The organism is Actinoplanes sp. NPDC049802, assembly GCF_040656595.1.
Taxonomy (GTDB): Bacteria; Actinomycetota; Actinomycetes; order Mycobacteriales; family Micromonosporaceae; genus Actinoplanes.
The window spans coordinates 82,608-97,666 of the sequence record NZ_JBFAMR010000023.1; the positions used below are offsets into that span (position 1 = coordinate 82,608).

General features: G+C 70.3%; 17 protein-coding genes. 7 read left to right on the plus strand and 10 right to left on the minus strand.

Going from position 1 to position 15,059, the window contains the following annotated elements; all coding sequences use genetic code 11:
• The first annotated feature begins 38 nt into the window (after nt 1-38).
• Complete coding sequence (gene pta / locus AB0I88_RS18170) at nt 39-2,108, plus strand: phosphate acetyltransferase (protein WP_361025167.1); 2,070 nt, start codon at nt 39-41, stop codon at nt 2,106-2,108.
• A complete protein-coding gene (locus AB0I88_RS18175; RefSeq protein ID WP_361025170.1) occupies nt 2,105-3,217 on the plus strand; it encodes an acetate kinase in 1,113 nt (370 codons plus the stop codon). Before pta ends, AB0I88_RS18175 begins: the two co-directional genes overlap by 4 nt.
• On the opposite strand, the gene AB0I88_RS18180 is transcribed toward AB0I88_RS18175, so the two are convergent.
• On the minus strand, nt 3,214-3,372 hold the full coding sequence (locus AB0I88_RS18180; protein WP_361025173.1) for a hypothetical protein: 159 nt from the start codon (nt 3,370-3,372) through the stop codon (nt 3,214-3,216). The two genes, AB0I88_RS18175 and AB0I88_RS18180, sit on opposite strands and share 4 nt — an antisense overlap.
• A gap of 108 nt (nt 3,373-3,480) precedes the next feature.
• Between AB0I88_RS18180 and AB0I88_RS18185 the strand changes: the two genes are divergently transcribed.
• Nucleotides 3,481-4,308, plus strand: coding sequence for a chlorophyllase (locus AB0I88_RS18185; protein WP_361025176.1), 828 nt, complete (start codon nt 3,481-3,483; stop codon nt 4,306-4,308).
• Here AB0I88_RS18185 and AB0I88_RS18190 read toward each other — a convergent pair.
• The 3 genes from AB0I88_RS18190 to AB0I88_RS18200 form a co-directional block, all read right to left on the minus strand.
• Nucleotides 4,305-5,246 (minus strand): zinc-binding dehydrogenase, encoded by a 942-nt coding sequence (locus AB0I88_RS18190; RefSeq protein WP_361025179.1) that lies wholly within the window; start codon nt 5,244-5,246, stop codon nt 4,305-4,307. The genes AB0I88_RS18185 and AB0I88_RS18190 overlap by 4 nt on opposite strands.
• A gap of 9 nt (nt 5,247-5,255) precedes the next feature.
• Nucleotides 5,256-6,491 (minus strand): NADP-dependent malic enzyme, encoded by a 1,236-nt coding sequence (locus AB0I88_RS18195; RefSeq protein ID WP_361025268.1) that lies wholly within the window; start codon nt 6,489-6,491, stop codon nt 5,256-5,258.
• Nucleotides 6,492-6,705: 214 nt separating this feature from the next.
• A complete protein-coding gene (locus tag AB0I88_RS18200; RefSeq protein WP_361025183.1) occupies nt 6,706-7,017 on the minus strand; it encodes a S24/S26 family peptidase in 312 nt (103 codons plus the stop codon).
• An 85-nt stretch (nt 7,018-7,102) separates the two neighbouring features.
• Here AB0I88_RS18200 and sodN point away from each other — a divergent pair, with 85 nt between their 5' ends.
• A complete protein-coding gene (gene sodN / locus AB0I88_RS18205; protein WP_183216932.1) occupies nt 7,103-7,507 on the plus strand; it encodes a superoxide dismutase, Ni in 405 nt (134 codons plus the stop codon).
• Between the two features lie 168 nt (nt 7,508-7,675).
• Complete coding sequence (locus AB0I88_RS18210; protein ID WP_361025187.1) at nt 7,676-8,083, plus strand: ATP-binding protein; 408 nt, start codon at nt 7,676-7,678, stop codon at nt 8,081-8,083.
• A 305-nt stretch (nt 8,084-8,388) separates the two neighbouring features.
• On the opposite strand, the gene AB0I88_RS18215 is transcribed toward AB0I88_RS18210, so the two are convergent.
• Nucleotides 8,389-9,081, minus strand: a complete 693-nt coding sequence (locus AB0I88_RS18215; protein WP_361025190.1) for a FadR/GntR family transcriptional regulator — start codon at nt 9,079-9,081, stop codon at nt 8,389-8,391.
• Between the two features lie 38 nt (nt 9,082-9,119).
• Nucleotides 9,120-9,515 carry a hypothetical protein gene (locus tag AB0I88_RS18220; RefSeq protein WP_361025193.1) on the minus strand — a complete coding sequence of 132 codons (396 nt, stop codon included), beginning with the start codon at nt 9,513-9,515 and terminating at the stop codon, nt 9,120-9,122.
• A 53-nt stretch (nt 9,516-9,568) separates the two neighbouring features.
• On the opposite strand from AB0I88_RS18220, the gene AB0I88_RS18225 reads away from it, so the two are divergent.
• Entirely contained in the window at nt 9,569-10,519 is a 951-nt protein-coding gene (locus tag AB0I88_RS18225) for a diacylglycerol kinase family protein (protein ID WP_361025196.1), read from the plus strand.
• A 411-nt stretch (nt 10,520-10,930) separates the two neighbouring features.
• A complete protein-coding gene (locus AB0I88_RS18230; RefSeq protein ID WP_183216939.1) occupies nt 10,931-11,185 on the plus strand; it encodes a WhiB family transcriptional regulator in 255 nt (84 codons plus the stop codon).
• 286 nt (nt 11,186-11,471) lie between these two features.
• Here the strand turns inward: AB0I88_RS18230 and AB0I88_RS18235 are convergent, their stop codons facing one another.
• From AB0I88_RS18235 to AB0I88_RS18250, 4 genes are read right to left on the minus strand one after another with little or no spacing between them, the layout of a single operon-like run.
• Nucleotides 11,472-12,212, minus strand: coding sequence for a CbiX/SirB N-terminal domain-containing protein (locus AB0I88_RS18235; RefSeq protein WP_361025200.1), 741 nt, complete (start codon nt 12,210-12,212; stop codon nt 11,472-11,474).
• Complete coding sequence (locus tag AB0I88_RS18240) at nt 12,194-12,958, minus strand: phosphoadenylyl-sulfate reductase (RefSeq protein ID WP_361025203.1); 765 nt, start codon at nt 12,956-12,958, stop codon at nt 12,194-12,196. Before AB0I88_RS18240 ends, AB0I88_RS18235 begins: the two co-directional genes overlap by 19 nt.
• Nucleotides 12,955-13,116, minus strand: a complete 162-nt coding sequence (locus AB0I88_RS18245; protein ID WP_361025206.1) for a hypothetical protein — start codon at nt 13,114-13,116, stop codon at nt 12,955-12,957. Before AB0I88_RS18245 ends, AB0I88_RS18240 begins: the two co-directional genes overlap by 4 nt.
• On the minus strand, nt 13,113-14,807 hold the full coding sequence (locus AB0I88_RS18250; protein WP_361025209.1) for a nitrite/sulfite reductase: 1,695 nt from the start codon (nt 14,805-14,807) through the stop codon (nt 13,113-13,115). The genes AB0I88_RS18245 and AB0I88_RS18250 overlap by 4 nt, the downstream gene beginning before the upstream one ends.
• Nucleotides 14,808-15,059 lie beyond the last annotated feature (252 nt).

Sequence of the window (15,059 nt, forward strand, 5' to 3'; positions counted from 1 at the left end):
ACCCGGCCGGACGCATCTCCGGCCGGTAGGTTGATGGTGTGGCACGCAGCGTTTACGTAGCGGGCTTGGGCCCGTCCGTCGGTAAGGGGACCGTGGCACTCGGCATCGTCGAGCTGCTGTCCCGCCAGGTCGCCTCAGTGGCCGTCTTCCGCCCCATGATCCCCGGCCCCAAACCCGATCCGCTGCTCTCGATACTCCACGAACGATATCCGGGGCCGAACGTCGCCGAAGGCTACGGCGTCACCCTGGCCGAGGCGTCCGCGCTGGTCGCGGACGGCCGCCGGGAGGAGCTGATCGGCCGGATCGTGGAGCGTTACCGGGAGGTCGAGCGGAACGCCCGCGCCGTGGTGATCATCGGGAGCGACTTCATCGACAACCCTGGCGAGGGGCAGGACGAACTGCCCCGGGAGTTCGCCATCAACGCCCGGCTGGCGAACGAGTTCGGCAGTGTGGTGGTCCCGGTGGTCAGCGGCGAAGGGCGGTCCCGGGAATCGCTCGCGGCGGCCGCGCGGGGCGCGTACCACTCGCTCGTCGATCTCGGCTCGACGGTGGTGGCGGTGATCGCCAACCGGGTCCCGGAAACGGCTCTGGGCGGTGAGCCCGAAGGGCTGCCGGTGCCGTTCTGGGTCATCCCCGAGGTGCCCGCGATCGCCGCGCCGACCGTCGGCGAGGTGGCCGCCGCGCTGGACGCGGACGTGATCGCCGGTTCCGCCGGATCGCTGGAACGGGACGTGCTGGACTACGTGGTCGGCGCCGGGCAGGTGCCGACCGTCCTCGGCGCGCTGACCGACGGGGCGCTGCTGATCACCGCGGGTGACCGGGCGGACCTGCTCGTCGCGGCCAGCGCGGCGCACGCCGCGGGCAACGTCACCCTGGCCGGGCTGGTGCTCACCCTGGGCGACCCGGCCGACGAGCGGGCGCTCCGGGTCATCGAGCGTCTCAACACCGGCCTCGCCATGCTGGTCACCAAGACCGACAGCTACCACACCATCGCCGCGGCCGACAAGATCACCGCGCAGCTCAGCACCCCCCGCAAGATCGACGCGGCGCTCGGCATCTTCGAGGAGAACGTCGACGCCGCCGAGCTGACCCGGCTGCTCGACGTGACCCGGTCGAGCCGGGTCACCCCGCTGATGTTCGAGAACGATCTGATCGACCGGGCCCGCACCGACCGTCGCCACCTGGTGCTGCCGGAAGGCACCGAGGAGCGGATCCTGCGCGCCTCCGAGACACTGCTGCGGCGCGGTGTGACGGACCTGACCCTGCTCGGAGACCCGGAGGAGATCCACCGGCGGGCCCGCGAGATCGGCGTCGAGATCGCCGGCGCCCGGCTCGTCGACCCCTCCACCAGCGAGTGGCGTGAGGATTTCGCCACGCGGTACGCCGAGATCCGCAAGCATCGGGGGGTGACCCTCGACCTGGCGTACGACGTGGTCCGCGACGTGAACTACTTCGGCACCCTGATGGTGGCCGCCGGCCTGGCCGACGGCATGGTCTCCGGCGCCACCCACACCACGGCCGCGACGATCCGCCCCGCCTTCGAGATCATCAAGACGGTGCCCGGCCTGACCGTGGCCTCCAGTGTGTTCTTCATGCTGCTCGCCGACCGGGTGCTGGTCTACGGCGACTGCGCGGTCAACCCGGACCCGGACGCCGCGCAGCTCGCCGACATCGCGCTCTCCTCGGCGCAGACCGCGGCCGCGTTCGGGATCGAGCCGCGGGTCGCGATGCTGTCCTACTCCACCGGCAAGTCCGGGACCGGCGCCGACGTGGACAAGGTCGCCGCGGCCACCGCCCTGGTGCGGGAACGACGGCCCGATCTGCCGGTCGAAGGTCCGATCCAGTACGACGCGGCGATCGACCCCGCCGTGGCCGCCGCCAAACTGCCCGGCAGCCAGGTCGCCGGCAAAGCCAACGTCCTCGTGTTCCCGGATCTGAACACGGGCAACAACACCTACAAGGCGGTTCAGCGCTCGGCGAACGCGGTCGCGGTCGGCCCGGTGATGCAGGGGCTCCGGCGGCCGGTCAACGACCTGTCCCGTGGCGCGACCGTGAAAGACATCGTGAACACGGTCGCCATCACGGCGATCCAGGCGGGAGCGAAATGACTCGGGTACTCGTCCTCAACAGCGGCTCGTCGTCGCTGCGATACCGGCTCTTCGACGGCTCGGAGGTGCTGGCGAAGGGGCTGGTCCAGCGGATCGGCGAGCCCGGCGGCGACGCGGCCGACCACGGCGCCGCGCTGCAGCGGCTGATGGATGAGCTGGACCTGTCCGGCTTGGCCGCGGTCGGGCACCGGGTGGTGCACGGCGGTGAGCGGTTCACCTCCTCGGTCGTGGTCGACGACGACGTGCTGAAGGCCATCGAGGAGCTGATCCCACTCGCGCCGCTGCACAATCCGGCCGCGCTGACCGGCCTGCGGGTGGCCCGGGAGTTGCTGCCGGACGTGCCGCAGGTGGCCGTCTTCGACACCGCCTTCCACGCGACGATCCCGCCGGAGGGCGCGCTCTGGGCGATCGACCGTGAGGTGGCCGCCAAGTGGGGGCTGCGGCGCTACGGCTTCCACGGGACGTCGCACGCGTACGTCTCCCGGGAGACCGCGCGCGTGCTGGGCAAGCCGGTCGCCGACACCAACGTGATCACGCTGCACCTGGGCAACGGGGCGAGCGCCACGGCGGTCCGCGGTGGGCGCAGCGTGGCCACCTCGATGGGGCTGACCCCGCTGCCCGGCCTGGTGATGGGCACCCGCTCGGGTGACATCGACCCGAGCCTGATCTTCCACCTGCACCGGGTCGCCGGGATGCCGGTGGACGAGATCGAGGAGATGCTGACCCGGCGGTCCGGCATGCTGGGCCTGACCGGTGACAACGACATGCGGACGGTCGAGGACCGGTACGTGGCCGGAGACCCGGACGCCACCGTCGCCTTCGACGTCTACTGCCGGCGGATTCGCGAGTACACCGGCTCCTACCTGGCCGTTCTGGGCCGGGTGGACGCGATCACCTTCACCGGCGGGGTCGGGGAGAACTCGCCGCTGGTGCGGGCGAACACCCTGTCCGGTCTGGAGTCGCTCGGCATCACGGTCGACCCGGCCCGCAACGACACCCGCGGCACCACGATCATCTCCCCGGACGGTTCACCCGTGACGGTCTGCGTGGTGCCGACCGAGGAGGAGCTGGAGATCGCCTCCGAGGCCCGGAAAGCGGTCGAAGGCTAAAGCACCAACCAGGCGAGCAGCGCGAGCAGCACGACACCCACGACCGCGCCGGCGATGTAGGGCATCTTGGACGATGCCGCATCGTCCGGCGTGGTCCGGGTGAAGGCGCGGAACGCCTCGGTGTTGCCGCTCGGATCGACTTGGTTGTCAGACATGGGCCCGACCCTAACCACACCGGTCAAGATTGGTGAAGCATGTCCACCTGATCGGCGGATCCCGGTGTGATGTCCGCTACCAGGGAACTCTGATCTTCAGACGGCACAATGGTGCGCGTGTTGCGCCGCTCCCTTCTCGCCCTTGTCGCCACGGCCGGTCTGGCCGCCTGCACCTCCGAGAAGCCGCCGAAGGAGGAGAAGAAGACCACCACCCCGGCCGGTACGAGTGAGTTCGAGTTCAACCGCGGCGGCGACCGGGCCCTGCCGACCAAGGTCTGGCTGCCCACCGCCGACGGCGCCCGCCCGCTGATCTACTTCAGCCACGGCCTGACCTCCCAGCCGGACGACTACGCCGAGCTGCTGACCGCCTGGCAGGCCGCCGGTTTCGTGGTCGCCGCCCCGAAATACCCGCACACCTGGAACCAGGCGCCCGCATACAACGCCGACGACATCGTCAACCAGCCCGCCGACGCCCAGCACGTGATCACCGAGGTGCTGAAGGCGCTGCCCGGCCGGATCGACCCCGACCGGATCGCCGCGGCCGGGCACTCGGCCGGCGCGATCACCACGATCGGCCTGTTCAGCGGCAGCCGGGACGAGCGCCTCAAAGCGGGGGTGCTGATCGCCGGCCGGCAGATGCCGCAGCCCGCCCCGTTCACCGGCACGCCCTCTCCGCTGCTGTTCGTTCAGGGCAAGCTCGACGAGACCGTGACGTACGAGCAGGCGTACGGGGCGTACAACGAGGTGACCTGGCCCAAGGGCTTCCTGGAGATCCCGCAGGGCAACCACCTGCCGCACCGGGACCAGCCGGCCGTGGTGGCCGCCACCACCACGGATTTCTGGCGCTGGGCCCTCGACGGCGACGAGACCGCCAAGCAGAGGCTGCCGCAGGACGCGTCGTCAGCCGGCACCGCCGCGCTGACGAGCACGTTCTAGAACTCGACGACGACCTTCCCGAAGACGGCGCCGTCGGCGAGGCGGGCGAACGCCTCGCCGACCGCGCCGAACGCGAAGGTCGAGTCGATGACCGGCCGGGCCTTGCCGGACGCCACCAGCTCCAGCAGGGCGGAGAGCTCGTCCGGCGTGCCCATGCTGCTGCCCAGGATCTCCAGCTGCATGGCGAAGACCCGGCGCAGGTCGACCTGGGCCAGGTGGCCGGCGGTCGCCCCGCACACCACGATCCGGGCCCCGGGCGCGGAGCACTTCATCGAGTGTTCGAAGGTGGGCGTGCCCACCGACTCGACCACCACGTCGACGCGCTCCGGCAGCCGGGCGCCGGACTCCACCGCGGTGGCGCCCAGTTCGGCGATCCGCTCCCGTTTGCCGGGGTCGCGACTCGTCACATACACCCGCTTGCCGAGGCCCACGGCCAACGCCACGGCCGCCGTGGAGACGCCCCCACCCGCACCCTGGACCAGCACCGAACCGGCCTCGGCGACCCGCCCTCGGGTGAACAGCATGTGGTACGCCGTGAGCCAGGCCGTAGGCAGGCAGGCCGCCTCGGCGAAGGACACCCCGGCGGGCAGGGGGATCAGGTTCTCCCGGGGCGCCGCGAGCCGCTCGGCCAGCGTGCCCGGATGACGCTCGGAGAAGAGGGAGAAGCCCCGTGGGTCGGCCTTGTCCTCGACCACCGGGTAGACCACGACCTCGTTGCCGTCCGGGTCCACCCCGGCGGCGTCGCAGCCGAGGATCATCGGCAGCCGGTCGGCGGGCAGTCCGACCCCGCGCAGGGACCAGATGTCGTGGTGGTTGAGCGAGGAAGCCCGTACGTCGACGGGCACCCAGCCCTCCGGGACGGAGAAGGGTAGGTCACCCACGGTCAGGCCTTCGAGCGGCGCGTCGGGGTGCAGGGCGGAGGCGTAAGCGGCTCGCATTACCCGACCTTAGGGTGTCGGCTCCGGGCGCGTTCCGGCGCCCGAGATCGACACCGCGGGCGCCGGCGCGGCGGACAGGTGGGCGACCCCGTCCTCGATCGCGATCGTGTCGGCCACCGGCGCGGCGGACCGGCGGGCGACCCCGTCCTCGATCGCGGCCGCGGCGACGGCCGCGGCCACCGCCGGGGCGACCCGCGGGTCGAGCGGCGACGGCACGATCGCCTCCGGACGCAGGTCGTCGGCGACGATCGCGGCGATCGCGTCGGCCGCCGCCACCTTCATCCGGTCGGTGATCGTGGTGGCCCGGACGTCCAGCGCGCCCCGGAAGATGCCCGGGAAGGCCAGCACGTTGTTGATCTGGTTCGGGAAGTCGCTGCGGCCGGTCGCGACGATCGCGGCGTACTTGTGCGCGGTCGCCGGGGGGACCTCCGGCGTCGGGTTGGCCAGCGCGAAGATGATGGCGCCCGGCGCCATGCCGGCCAGCGCCTCCTCCGGGATGCTGCCGCCGGAGACGCCGACGAGCACGTCGGCCCCGATCAGCGCCTCCGCGATCCCACCGCTACGCCCGGAGACGTTCGTGACGGCGGCCAGTTCCGCTTTCATCCCGCCCAGGTCGCCGCGTTCGGCGTGGATGATGCCCCGCGAGTCGACGACGATCATGTTGGCGCCCTGGACGCCGGCCGCCATCAGCGTGTTCGTGATCGCGACCCCCGCCGCGCCGGCCCCGCTCACGACGACGCGCAGTTCGCCGAAGGTGCGGCCGAGCAGCTTCGCGGCGTTGCGCAGAGCGGCCAGCGTGACGACCGCGGTGCCGTGCTGGTCGTCGTGGAAGACCGGGATGTCGAGCGCGGCGTCGAGGCGGCGCTCGATCTCGAAGCAGCGCGGCGCGCTGATGTCCTCGAGGTTGATCCCGCCGAACGACGGCGCCATCGCCTCGACCGTGGCGATGATGCCCTCGACGTCCTGGGTGTCCAGCACGATCGGGATGGAGTCGACGCCGCCGAACTGCTTGAACAGCACGGACTTGCCCTCCATGACCGGCATGGCGGCCTTCGGGCCGATGTTGCCGAGACCCAGGACGGCGGATCCGTCGGTGACCACGGCGACCGTGTTCGACGTCCAGGTGTAGTCGGAGTAGAGCGACTCGTCCTCGGCGATCGCCTCGCACACCCGGGCGACCCCCGGCGTGTAGGCCAGGGACAGGTCGTCGCGGCTGGCCAGCGGAACGGTCGCGCTCATCGTCATCTTGCCCCGGCGGTGCAGGTCGAAGACGGGATCGGCGGCGAGGGCGGGATCGATCTCGAAACTGAAGAAAGACACGGTGAAACTCCACACTGCATCGACATTGATACGTGGCACACGCGGGTCCTGGTCGCGAGTATGCGCCAGACGGCGGTGCATGCGGGGATCACCCGGTAAACCGTCCACAGCGCGGGTGTGCGCTGGAGATTAGAGGACCCTAACTTAACCGGAAGGGTCTCGGGTAGTAGCGAAATATCACACGCCCGATGACGTCCGCGACGCCGTGAGCACGGGAATCGTCCTTCACGAACTCATTGTCACCGACCAGCCACCACCCGCCGTCGCGTTTCTCCACAGCCCGTTTGACCACCAGCAGACCGGGCCGGGACCGGAATTCCCCGACCACGATGTCCCCGGCCCTTACCCGATCCGCTCCCCGGCGCACGATCAGGGCGTCCCCGGACCGCAGCGTGGGAACCATCGACGGCCCGTGCACGAGCACCGCGAACAGTGGTAATTGCCATCTCAAGGCATCAAGCCTCCGTTGCGTTACACCCGGGATGTAAGGGGTAGGGTCAACGTCGGATCATCGCAAACTCTATGGAGGAGTCCTGATGCGACTTCCGCGTTTCCTCACCCCGCGCACCGTGGCCAGCGCGCACTGCGACCTGCCGTGCGGCGTCTACGACCCGGCCCAGGCCCGGATCGAGGCCGAGTCGATCAAGGCCATCGCCGAGAAGTACCAGGGGAACACCGACCCCGAGTTCCGTACCCGGGCCATCCTCATCAAGGAGCAGCGGGCCGAGCTGGTCAAGCACCACCTCTGGGTCCTGTGGACGGACTACTTCAAGGCCCCGCACTTCGAGAAGTACCCGAACCTGCACCAGCTCTTCAACGAGGCCACCAAGCTGGCAGGGGCCGCGGGCGCCAAGGGCTCGGTCGACCCGGCGATCGCCGAGCAGCTGCTGGGCAAGATCGAGGAGATCTCGAAGATCTTCTGGGAGACCAAGCAGGCCTGATCCGATGCCTGCCCCGAACGGCCGGTCAGCCCTTGCGGCGGGCCGGCCGTCGCCGTCTCAACACCTGTTTTCACGGCTAAATCACCCACTCGTCAGAACTGCCGGTCACCGGGTGCTCCCGCAGCGTCCCGCAGCCGCTATTGTCTCCCCATCGGGAGGAGAGATCGGGTGACTCAGCTGATCGACACGGAGCCGGTCGTCGGAGACGACGTCGTCCTATTGACGGTGCCCGCCGACGGCGGCTACCTCAGCGTCCTCCGGACGGCCACCGCGGGCCTCGCCGCCCGCCTGCACTTCGCGCTCGACGAGATCGAGGACCTGCGCATCGCCGTCGACGAGGCGTGCGCCATGCTCCTGGCCATCGCCACCCGTGGCGCCGAGCTCGAGTGCCGCTTCGCGGTCACCGACGACGCCCTCACGGTCGAGGTCACGGTCGCCACGGTCCGCGGCGCCCGCCTGCCGTCGGAGTCCTCCTTCGCGTGGAAGGTCCTCACGGCCCTCACCACGTCAGCCGCCGCCGAGGCCAACGGCCGCCACGCCACCATCCGCCTCCTGACCCGCCGCACCGAGTTCTGACCTGCCGGCCGTCTCCCTGGTGACAGCGCCGCGGCCTCCGCGCCCCGGTCACATACCCTGACGACCCCGCCTCCGCCGCAAACCCTTTCCCGGTACGCGCGACCCCGCCCCCCGCCGAATCGACCCCGTCCCGCCGTGGAACGCGACGTAGCCGCGACTCGAGGCCGTGCCGCGCCCGCCGGGCGTGAGTGGTGGGTCGCCCTCAGCCCATCCGCGCACCCGGCCACCGGGCCGGCTGGAGCCGGTGTCGTTCTCAGACGACCACGCACTGTAGTCGATCTTGTCCGGCTGGCCGTAGCGTCCGGTCAGCGGATCGCGTCGGCGATGTACTCGAGGTGGCCGGCGGCCGCCCGGCTGGCGCCCTCGGCGTCGCGGAGGGAGAGGCGGTCGAGAATGGCCCGGTGATCGGCGTCGATGCGCGCCCAGTAGCCGTCGGGGAGGCCGCCGATCACCTCCTCACCGTAGGTGGCCTGGTAGAGCGGGAGGCTGACCAGTTCGAAGAGGGGGTTGCCGGTGGCCTTGGCGATCGCCCGGTGGAAGGCCGAGTGCGCGGACAGCATGGTTTCGAAATCGTCGATCGCCGGGTCGAAGAGGGTGCCGCGCAGTTCGGTGAGGTGGCTGTCGGCGCGGCGGATCGCGGCCAGGCCGGCGGCCGGGACCTCGAGGGCGCGGCGCAGCTCCAGCAGGTCGGCGAGGCCGACGTCGGCGGAGTGGGTGAGCAGGGCGAAGCCGGTGGAGAGGCCGTCGGCGAGCTGCTCGGCGTCGGGGTGCGCGACGAAGCTGCCGCCGGTGACGCCTCTGGTCGTGACGATGAGGTGCTGGCTGGCCAGGAGCCGGAGGGCCTCGCGGACCGTGCTGCGGCTGACACCGATCTTGACGCAGAGTTCGGGTTCGGGTGGGAGACGCTCGCCGGGCTGGAGCCGGCCGGACGTGATGTCCGCACGCAGCTCGTCGGCGAGCTGCTGGTAGGCGGGCGGGCGCACCGTTGAGCCGGTCACCCGTCCAGGTTAGGCCCTGATCCGCGTCGGGAGACCGGCTAATCGACGCCCAACGCTCGGCTACTGGGTGGAAGGAGGATCAGTAACGCGGTCAGGACGGCGACCGCGAGCAGGGCGACTCCGGCCCACAGCGGGCCGGTCTGGATCAGGAAACCGCCGGTCGCGAGGAGGAACAGCTGCACGACGATCGCCGGGCCGCGGGCGCGGGCGGCGCGCCGGCCGAGGGCGCGGGCGACCGCGAAGACGGCGAGCGCGGCGAGCGCGGCCATCACGGTGAGCGAGGCGGCGATCGCGACGATGATGTCGTCGCTGGTCAGATCAAGGACGATGAGGTACGCGGTGAGCGCCACGAGTCCGGCGCACTGCAGGTAGAGCAGCCGCACTCCCCAGTCGAGGGTTGCCGCTTCAGTGGTCGTGGAGTTCTCACCGGTCACTTCTGCACCTTACCGACAGCCTCCGCGGGTTCCGTACGGGTAAGGTGCCGCGCATGCGAGCGTTGCTGGTGGTCAACCCCCGGGCGACGACGACCAGCGAGCGGGCCCGTGACGTGCTGGTGCGGGCGTTGCGCAGCGCGGTGGATCTGACGGTCCGCTACACGGAGCGGCGCGGCCATGCCACACGTCTGGCCCGGGATGCCGCGGAGAGCGGGATCGACCTGCTGGTGACGCTGGGCGGGGACGGCACCGTGAACGAGGCGGTGAACGGTCTGATGACCGCCCCGGCGGCGCTCGGCGGGGTTTCGGGGGTTCCGGCGGATCGGCTGCCGGCGCTGGCCGTGGTCCCGGGCGGTTCGACGAATGTCTTCGCTCGCGCGCTGGGCATGCCCCGTGACTGGGCGGACGGTACGAGCGTGATCCTGGACGGGCTGCGTGACGGCCGGCACCGGGTGATCGGGCTGGGCCGCGCCGACGACCGGTATTTCTGTTTCACGGCCGGGCTGGGGTGGGACGCGGCGACGGTCCGCCGGGTGGAGCAGGCTCGCCTGCGTGGCCGCACGTCGACGCCGGCCCTCTACATGCGCGCGACGTTCGGCCAGTTCTTCACCGGCGTGGATCGCAAGGACCCGCCCCTGACGATGGAGCGTCCGGGTGAGACGCCGGACACCGGGTTGTCCACGGTGATCGTGCAGAACACCGCCCCGTGGACGTTCGTCGGTGACCGTCCTGTCCATTTGAATCCGGATTCATCGTTCGATCTGGGGCTGGACGTGACCGCTCTGCGGCGGCTGACGATCATGGCCGGCGCACGGACCGTGACACAACTCGCGTGGCGAGCCGGTGATCCACGGGGTAAACAAGTGTTACGTCTGCATGACATCGCGGAGTTCACCGTGGTGGCCTCCCGTCCACAGCCCTTCCAGCTGGACGGTGACTACCTCGGGGAGCGACAGAAGGTGCACTTCGTGTCCGTCCCTTCGGCTCTGCGTGTGATCTGCTGACGAAGGGGTAGGTGTCCTGGACACGTGCTCACGATCCGTTACAGAAACACCGGCAAAAGGTCGGCGAAGTGGCCGGGACCGTACTACATTGATGGGAGCGTTCGTCAACCGGCTCTGGAAGTAGCGGCGGAACCGGACATATGGGTACGTGAGCCAGCTCACCCGCCGGGAGAAACTTCCAGCGCTACCCTTGACATCGCGTGAGTTCGTGAAAGCATTCACAAGCGATAAGAAGTAACCGGTTGCCGGTTGTGCGCGTTCCTTAATCCAGAAGCGCAGAACAGCACCAAACCAAAAGCTTGCTGACGCATCGGTGAGCGTACGGGTACAAGCCGTCGCCGACCACTGCGCTCGCATATAGGTAAACAGCACTGTTTTCATTACCCCATCCGAAACAAGGAGTTTGCCGCCATGGACTGGCGTCACGATGCGATCTGCCGCGACGAGGACCCTGAGCTGTTCTTCCCGATCGGGACGTCCGGCCCGGCGCTCCTGCAGGTCGAGCAGGCCAAGGCAGTGTGCCGCCGGTGCCCGGTGACCGAGGAATGCCTCTCGTGGGCACTCGAGTCCGGACAGGACGCCGGCGTCTGGGGCGGGATGAGCGAGGATGAGCGGCGCGCCGTCAAGCGCCGTGGTGGTCTTCGTATCAGCGCCCCCACTGCCTGAAATCAATCCCCCCAACACACAGCATTCGCGCCCCGGGCCGTACGGCACCGGGGCGTCTTGCTGTTTCAGGTTCTTCACAGCGAACCACTCCATTGCGCATTAATTCGATCACGGTACGTTTCCCCGGCCCGGCTTAATGATCTCGAAATGCCGCCTCTGGCGCTTTGCGTCGCGAGTCCCGCACACTCCGCAATGGACTATCAAGATCGAGATGCCAATGACGGCAAGGTCGTCGCCGAACGCAGATCGGTTGTCGCGCAGAGTAGCGATCAATCTCAGCTGATTCTCAGGCCGCGACGGGCAGCGGCTCGTTCAGGACCGCCTCGGCCCGGGCCCCGATCAGGCGCACCAGTTCCGGGGCGTCGCCCAGCGGCTCGGCGGCCGTGACCGCGCCCGCCTCGACGGCCGCCCGTACGGCGGTGTCGTAGAGCAGCCCAGGTGCCAGGAAGTAGGCGGCCACCCCGATCCGCCGGGCGCCGGCCGCCCACAGCCGGGCCACCGCCTCATCGGAGCGGCCGCCGGGACCGGAGGCGTAGGAGACCGCGGACGGCAGCCCCAGACGCCGTCCCAGGGCCGTGGCCGCCGCCGCCACCGTCTCCCGTGCGGCGGCGTCCCGCGTGCCCGCGGCGGCCAGCACGACGCCGTCCAGACCGATCTTCGGCAGCCGCCGCTCCAGGGCGGCCAGCAGCAGCGGGGACGCCGGGCCGAGAACGTCGGTGGCGGCCACCGTCAACGGGAGCGGCGCGGCCTCACGGATCACCGCGGGCAGGTCGACGCGGCCGTGATAGGCCGACGTGAGCAACAGCGGCACCAGCGCCACGCGGCGGCCGGGCAGAGCGGCCAGCACGTCCAGCGGGCGGGGCCCGTCGTGGTCCAGGTACGCCGTACGGACCGTCCACTCGGGCCGGGCCCGCCGAACCGCCCGGGCCAGCGCCTCGGTCGACGCGGCGGCCCGGGGATCCCGGCTGCCGTGGGCCACCAGGACCACGGCCGGCCGGTACGGGGAGGTCAGACGTGCAGACCGCATTCGGTCTTCTCGAACATCGCCCAGCGGCCCGCGCGCGCGTCCTCGCCGGCCTTGGTGCGCCGGGTGCACGGCCAGCAGCCGATCGACCCGTAGCCCTTCTTGAAGAGCTCGTTGACCGGCACGTTCCACCGGCTGATGTAGGTGTCCACGTCGGCCTGGGTCCAGGCGGCGATCGGGTTGACCTTCACCTTGCCCTTCTTGGCGTCGAAAGCGACGACCGGCGTGTTCGCGCGGGTCGGCGACTCGTCGCGGCGCAGGCCGGTGGCCCAGGCGTCGTACTCGCTCAGCGCCCGCTCCAGCGGCTCCACCTTGCGCAGGAAGCAGCACTCGTCGGGGCTGCGGGCGAACAGGCGGGGGCCGTACTCACCGTCCTGCTGGCCGACGGTCAGGCGCGGGCGGACCGATCGGACGTTGACGTTCATCGTCCGGATCACCGTGTCGCGGACCTTGAGCGTCTCCGGGAAGTGCAGGCCGGTGTCAAGGAAGACCACGTCCACGCCGGGCGACACCCGGGAGAAGAGGTGCGCCACCACGGCGTCGGCCATCGAGCTGGTGACGCAGAAGCGCGCGCCGAAGGTGTCGGTCGCCCACTTGGCGATCTCCTCGGCGGAGGCGCCCTCGAACCGCTCGGCGGCCTCCAGCGCGAGGGCCTTCAGCTCCTCGGGTGTGCGGCGCCCGGAATCGGCGCCGACGGCGGAACCGCCCAAATTGATCAGGCCCATACCCGCGGCGTTGAGGAGACTCATCGCGAACTCACTCCCTTGGACAGAAGACCGATGAACTTGACCGAGAACACACGGGCGCAGGAGTGGCACTCCCAGGCGCCGTGCGAGGACTCGTTGGGGCGGAGGTCCTCCTCACCGCAGTAGGGGCAGTACAGCGGAGCCGACCTGGCATCGCTCATGTCAGTAGCTCCTCGTCGGCCCGCAGCACCCAGTTGGCGAACGTCTCGCCCTGGTCGCGGCCGTCCAGGTAATGCCGGGCGACGCGTTCCACGTACTCCGGAAGCTCTTCGGCGGTGGCCTTGAGGCCGCGGACCTTGCGGCCGAAACCGGCGGCCTCGCCCTTGGCCATGCCGAGCGCGCCGCCCAGATGGATCTGGAAGCCCTCGACCTGCTCGCCGTGCGAGTTCATGACGAGCTGGCCCTTGAGGCCGATGTCGGCGACCTGGGTGCGGGCGCACGCGTTCGGGCAGCCGTTGAGGTGGATCGACAGGTCGGCGTCGAAGCCCTTGAGCCGGTCCTCGAGCCGGGCCACCAGCTCCTCGCCGCGCGCCTTGGTCTCGACGATGGCGAGCTTGCAGTACTCGATGCCGGTGCAGGCCATCGTGCCGCGGCGGAAGGCCGACGGACGGGCTTCCAGCCCGATGCCGCGGAGACCTTCGATGATCGGCTCCACCTGGTCGTCGGCGATGTCCAGGACCAGGAGCTTCTGGTACGCGGTGAGCCGCACCCGGTCGGACCCGTGCGCCTCGGCCAGGTCCGCCAGCTTCGTCAGCTGGGTGCCGGAGGACCGGCCGACCACCGGGGCGGCGCCGATGTAGTTCCGCCCGTCGATCTGCTTGTGCACGCCGATGTGGTCGAGCGGCTTCTCCGGCAGCTCCGGGGCCGGGCCGTCGATCAGCGCGCGGCCCATGTACTCCTTCTCCAGGACCTCGCGGAACTTCGCCACGCCCCAGTCGGCGAGCAGGAACTTGAGCCGGGCACGGTGCCGCAGCCGGCGGTAGCCGTAGTCGCGGAAGAGCCCGACGACGCCCTCCCAGACGTCCGGGACCTCGGCCAGCGGCACCCAGACGCCGAGCCGCTCGGCCAGGCGCGGGTTGGTGGACAGGCCGCCGCCGATCCACAGGTCGAAGCCGGGGCCGTGGTCGGGGTGGTGCACACCGACGAAGGCGATGTCGTTGACCTGGTACGGCCCGTCGGGCAGCCAGGAGATGATCGACTTGAACTTGCGCGGCAGGTTCGAGTAACGCGGGTCGCCCACGTACCGCTTGACGATCTCGTCGATCGCCGGGGTCGCGTCGATCACCTCGTCGGCCGAGACGCCGGCGACCGGGCTGCCCAGCACGACGCGCGGGCAGTCGCCGCACGCCTCGGTGGTCTGCAGGCCGACCGACTCGAGCCGGCGCCAGATCTCCGGCATGTCCTCGACCCGGATCCAGTGCATCTGGATGTTCTGCCGGTCGGTGATGTCGGCGGTGTCCCGGGCGAACTCGGTGGCGATGCCGGCGATGACGCGCAGCTGCGCGAGGTTGAGGGCGCCGCCGTCGATCCGGACACGGAGCATGAAGTACTCGTCCTCGAGCTCCTCCGGCTCCAGCACCGCGGTACGCCCGCCGTCGATCCCGGCCCGCCGTTGTGTGTAGAGACCCCACCAGCGGAACCGCCCGCGCAGGTCGGCCGGGTCGATCGAGGAGAACCCACCGTGGGCGTAGATGTTCTCGATCCGGGCCCGTACGTTCAGCGGGTTGTCGTCCTTCTTGCTGCGCTCGTTGGGGTTGAGCGGCTCGCGGTGTCCGAGCGCCCACTGACCCTCGCCGCGCGCCTTGCGGGGGCGGGCGGCCGGCCTTGCGGCGGGAGTGTTGCTGGGCGCCATCTCGGCGTTCCTCCGGGTTTCGTGGGCGCGCTGTGCCGCTCACGGCCCGTGGGAGGCTCGTGACATCTGTGTCAGGAGTTGGGCCCGGCGGTCGAGCGCCCGGAAATGGAAATCGGGCGTCGTCAGGAAGCCGGACACATGGCGCTGCGGACACGGCCGTAGTCGACGTGGCGGCGGGCCACGAAGCGGCGGTCAACTGCAGCGGTCATGCGGGCAAGCCTCTCACGCCCAGGGACTCTCGGCCAGCACGGT

Bases quoted from the DNA above. Each gene is read 5' to 3' on its own strand.
- sodN (WP_183216932.1), top strand. From the start codon at position 7,103: ATGCGACTTCCGCGTTTCCTCACCCCGCGCACCGTGGCCAGCGCGCAC.
- AB0I88_RS18225 (WP_361025196.1), top strand. From the start codon at position 9,569: ATGCGAGCGTTGCTGGTGGTCAACCCCCGGGCGACGACGACCAGCGAG.
- AB0I88_RS18185 (WP_361025176.1), top strand. From the start codon at position 3,481: ATGGTGCGCGTGTTGCGCCGCTCCCTTCTCGCCCTTGTCGCCACGGCC.
- AB0I88_RS18190 (WP_361025179.1), bottom strand. From the start codon at position 5,246: ATGCGAGCCGCTTACGCCTCCGCCCTGCACCCCGACGCGCCGCTCGAA.
- AB0I88_RS18235 (WP_361025200.1), bottom strand. From the start codon at position 12,212: ATGCGGTCTGCACGTCTGACCTCCCCGTACCGGCCGGCCGTGGTCCTG.
- AB0I88_RS18230 (WP_183216939.1), top strand. From the start codon at position 10,931: ATGGACTGGCGTCACGATGCGATCTGCCGCGACGAGGACCCTGAGCTG.
- AB0I88_RS18180 (WP_361025173.1), bottom strand. From the start codon at position 3,372: ATGTCTGACAACCAAGTCGATCCGAGCGGCAACACCGAGGCGTTCCGC.
- AB0I88_RS18240 (WP_361025203.1), bottom strand. From the start codon at position 12,958: ATGAGTCTCCTCAACGCCGCGGGTATGGGCCTGATCAATTTGGGCGGT.
- AB0I88_RS18250 (WP_361025209.1), bottom strand. From the start codon at position 14,807: ATGGCGCCCAGCAACACTCCCGCCGCAAGGCCGGCCGCCCGCCCCCGC.
- AB0I88_RS18195 (WP_361025268.1), bottom strand. From the start codon at position 6,491: ATGACGATGAGCGCGACCGTTCCGCTGGCCAGCCGCGACGACCTGTCC.
- AB0I88_RS18245 (WP_361025206.1), bottom strand. From the start codon at position 13,116: ATGAGCGATGCCAGGTCGGCTCCGCTGTACTGCCCCTACTGCGGTGAG.
- AB0I88_RS18175 (WP_361025170.1), top strand. From the start codon at position 2,105: ATGACTCGGGTACTCGTCCTCAACAGCGGCTCGTCGTCGCTGCGATAC.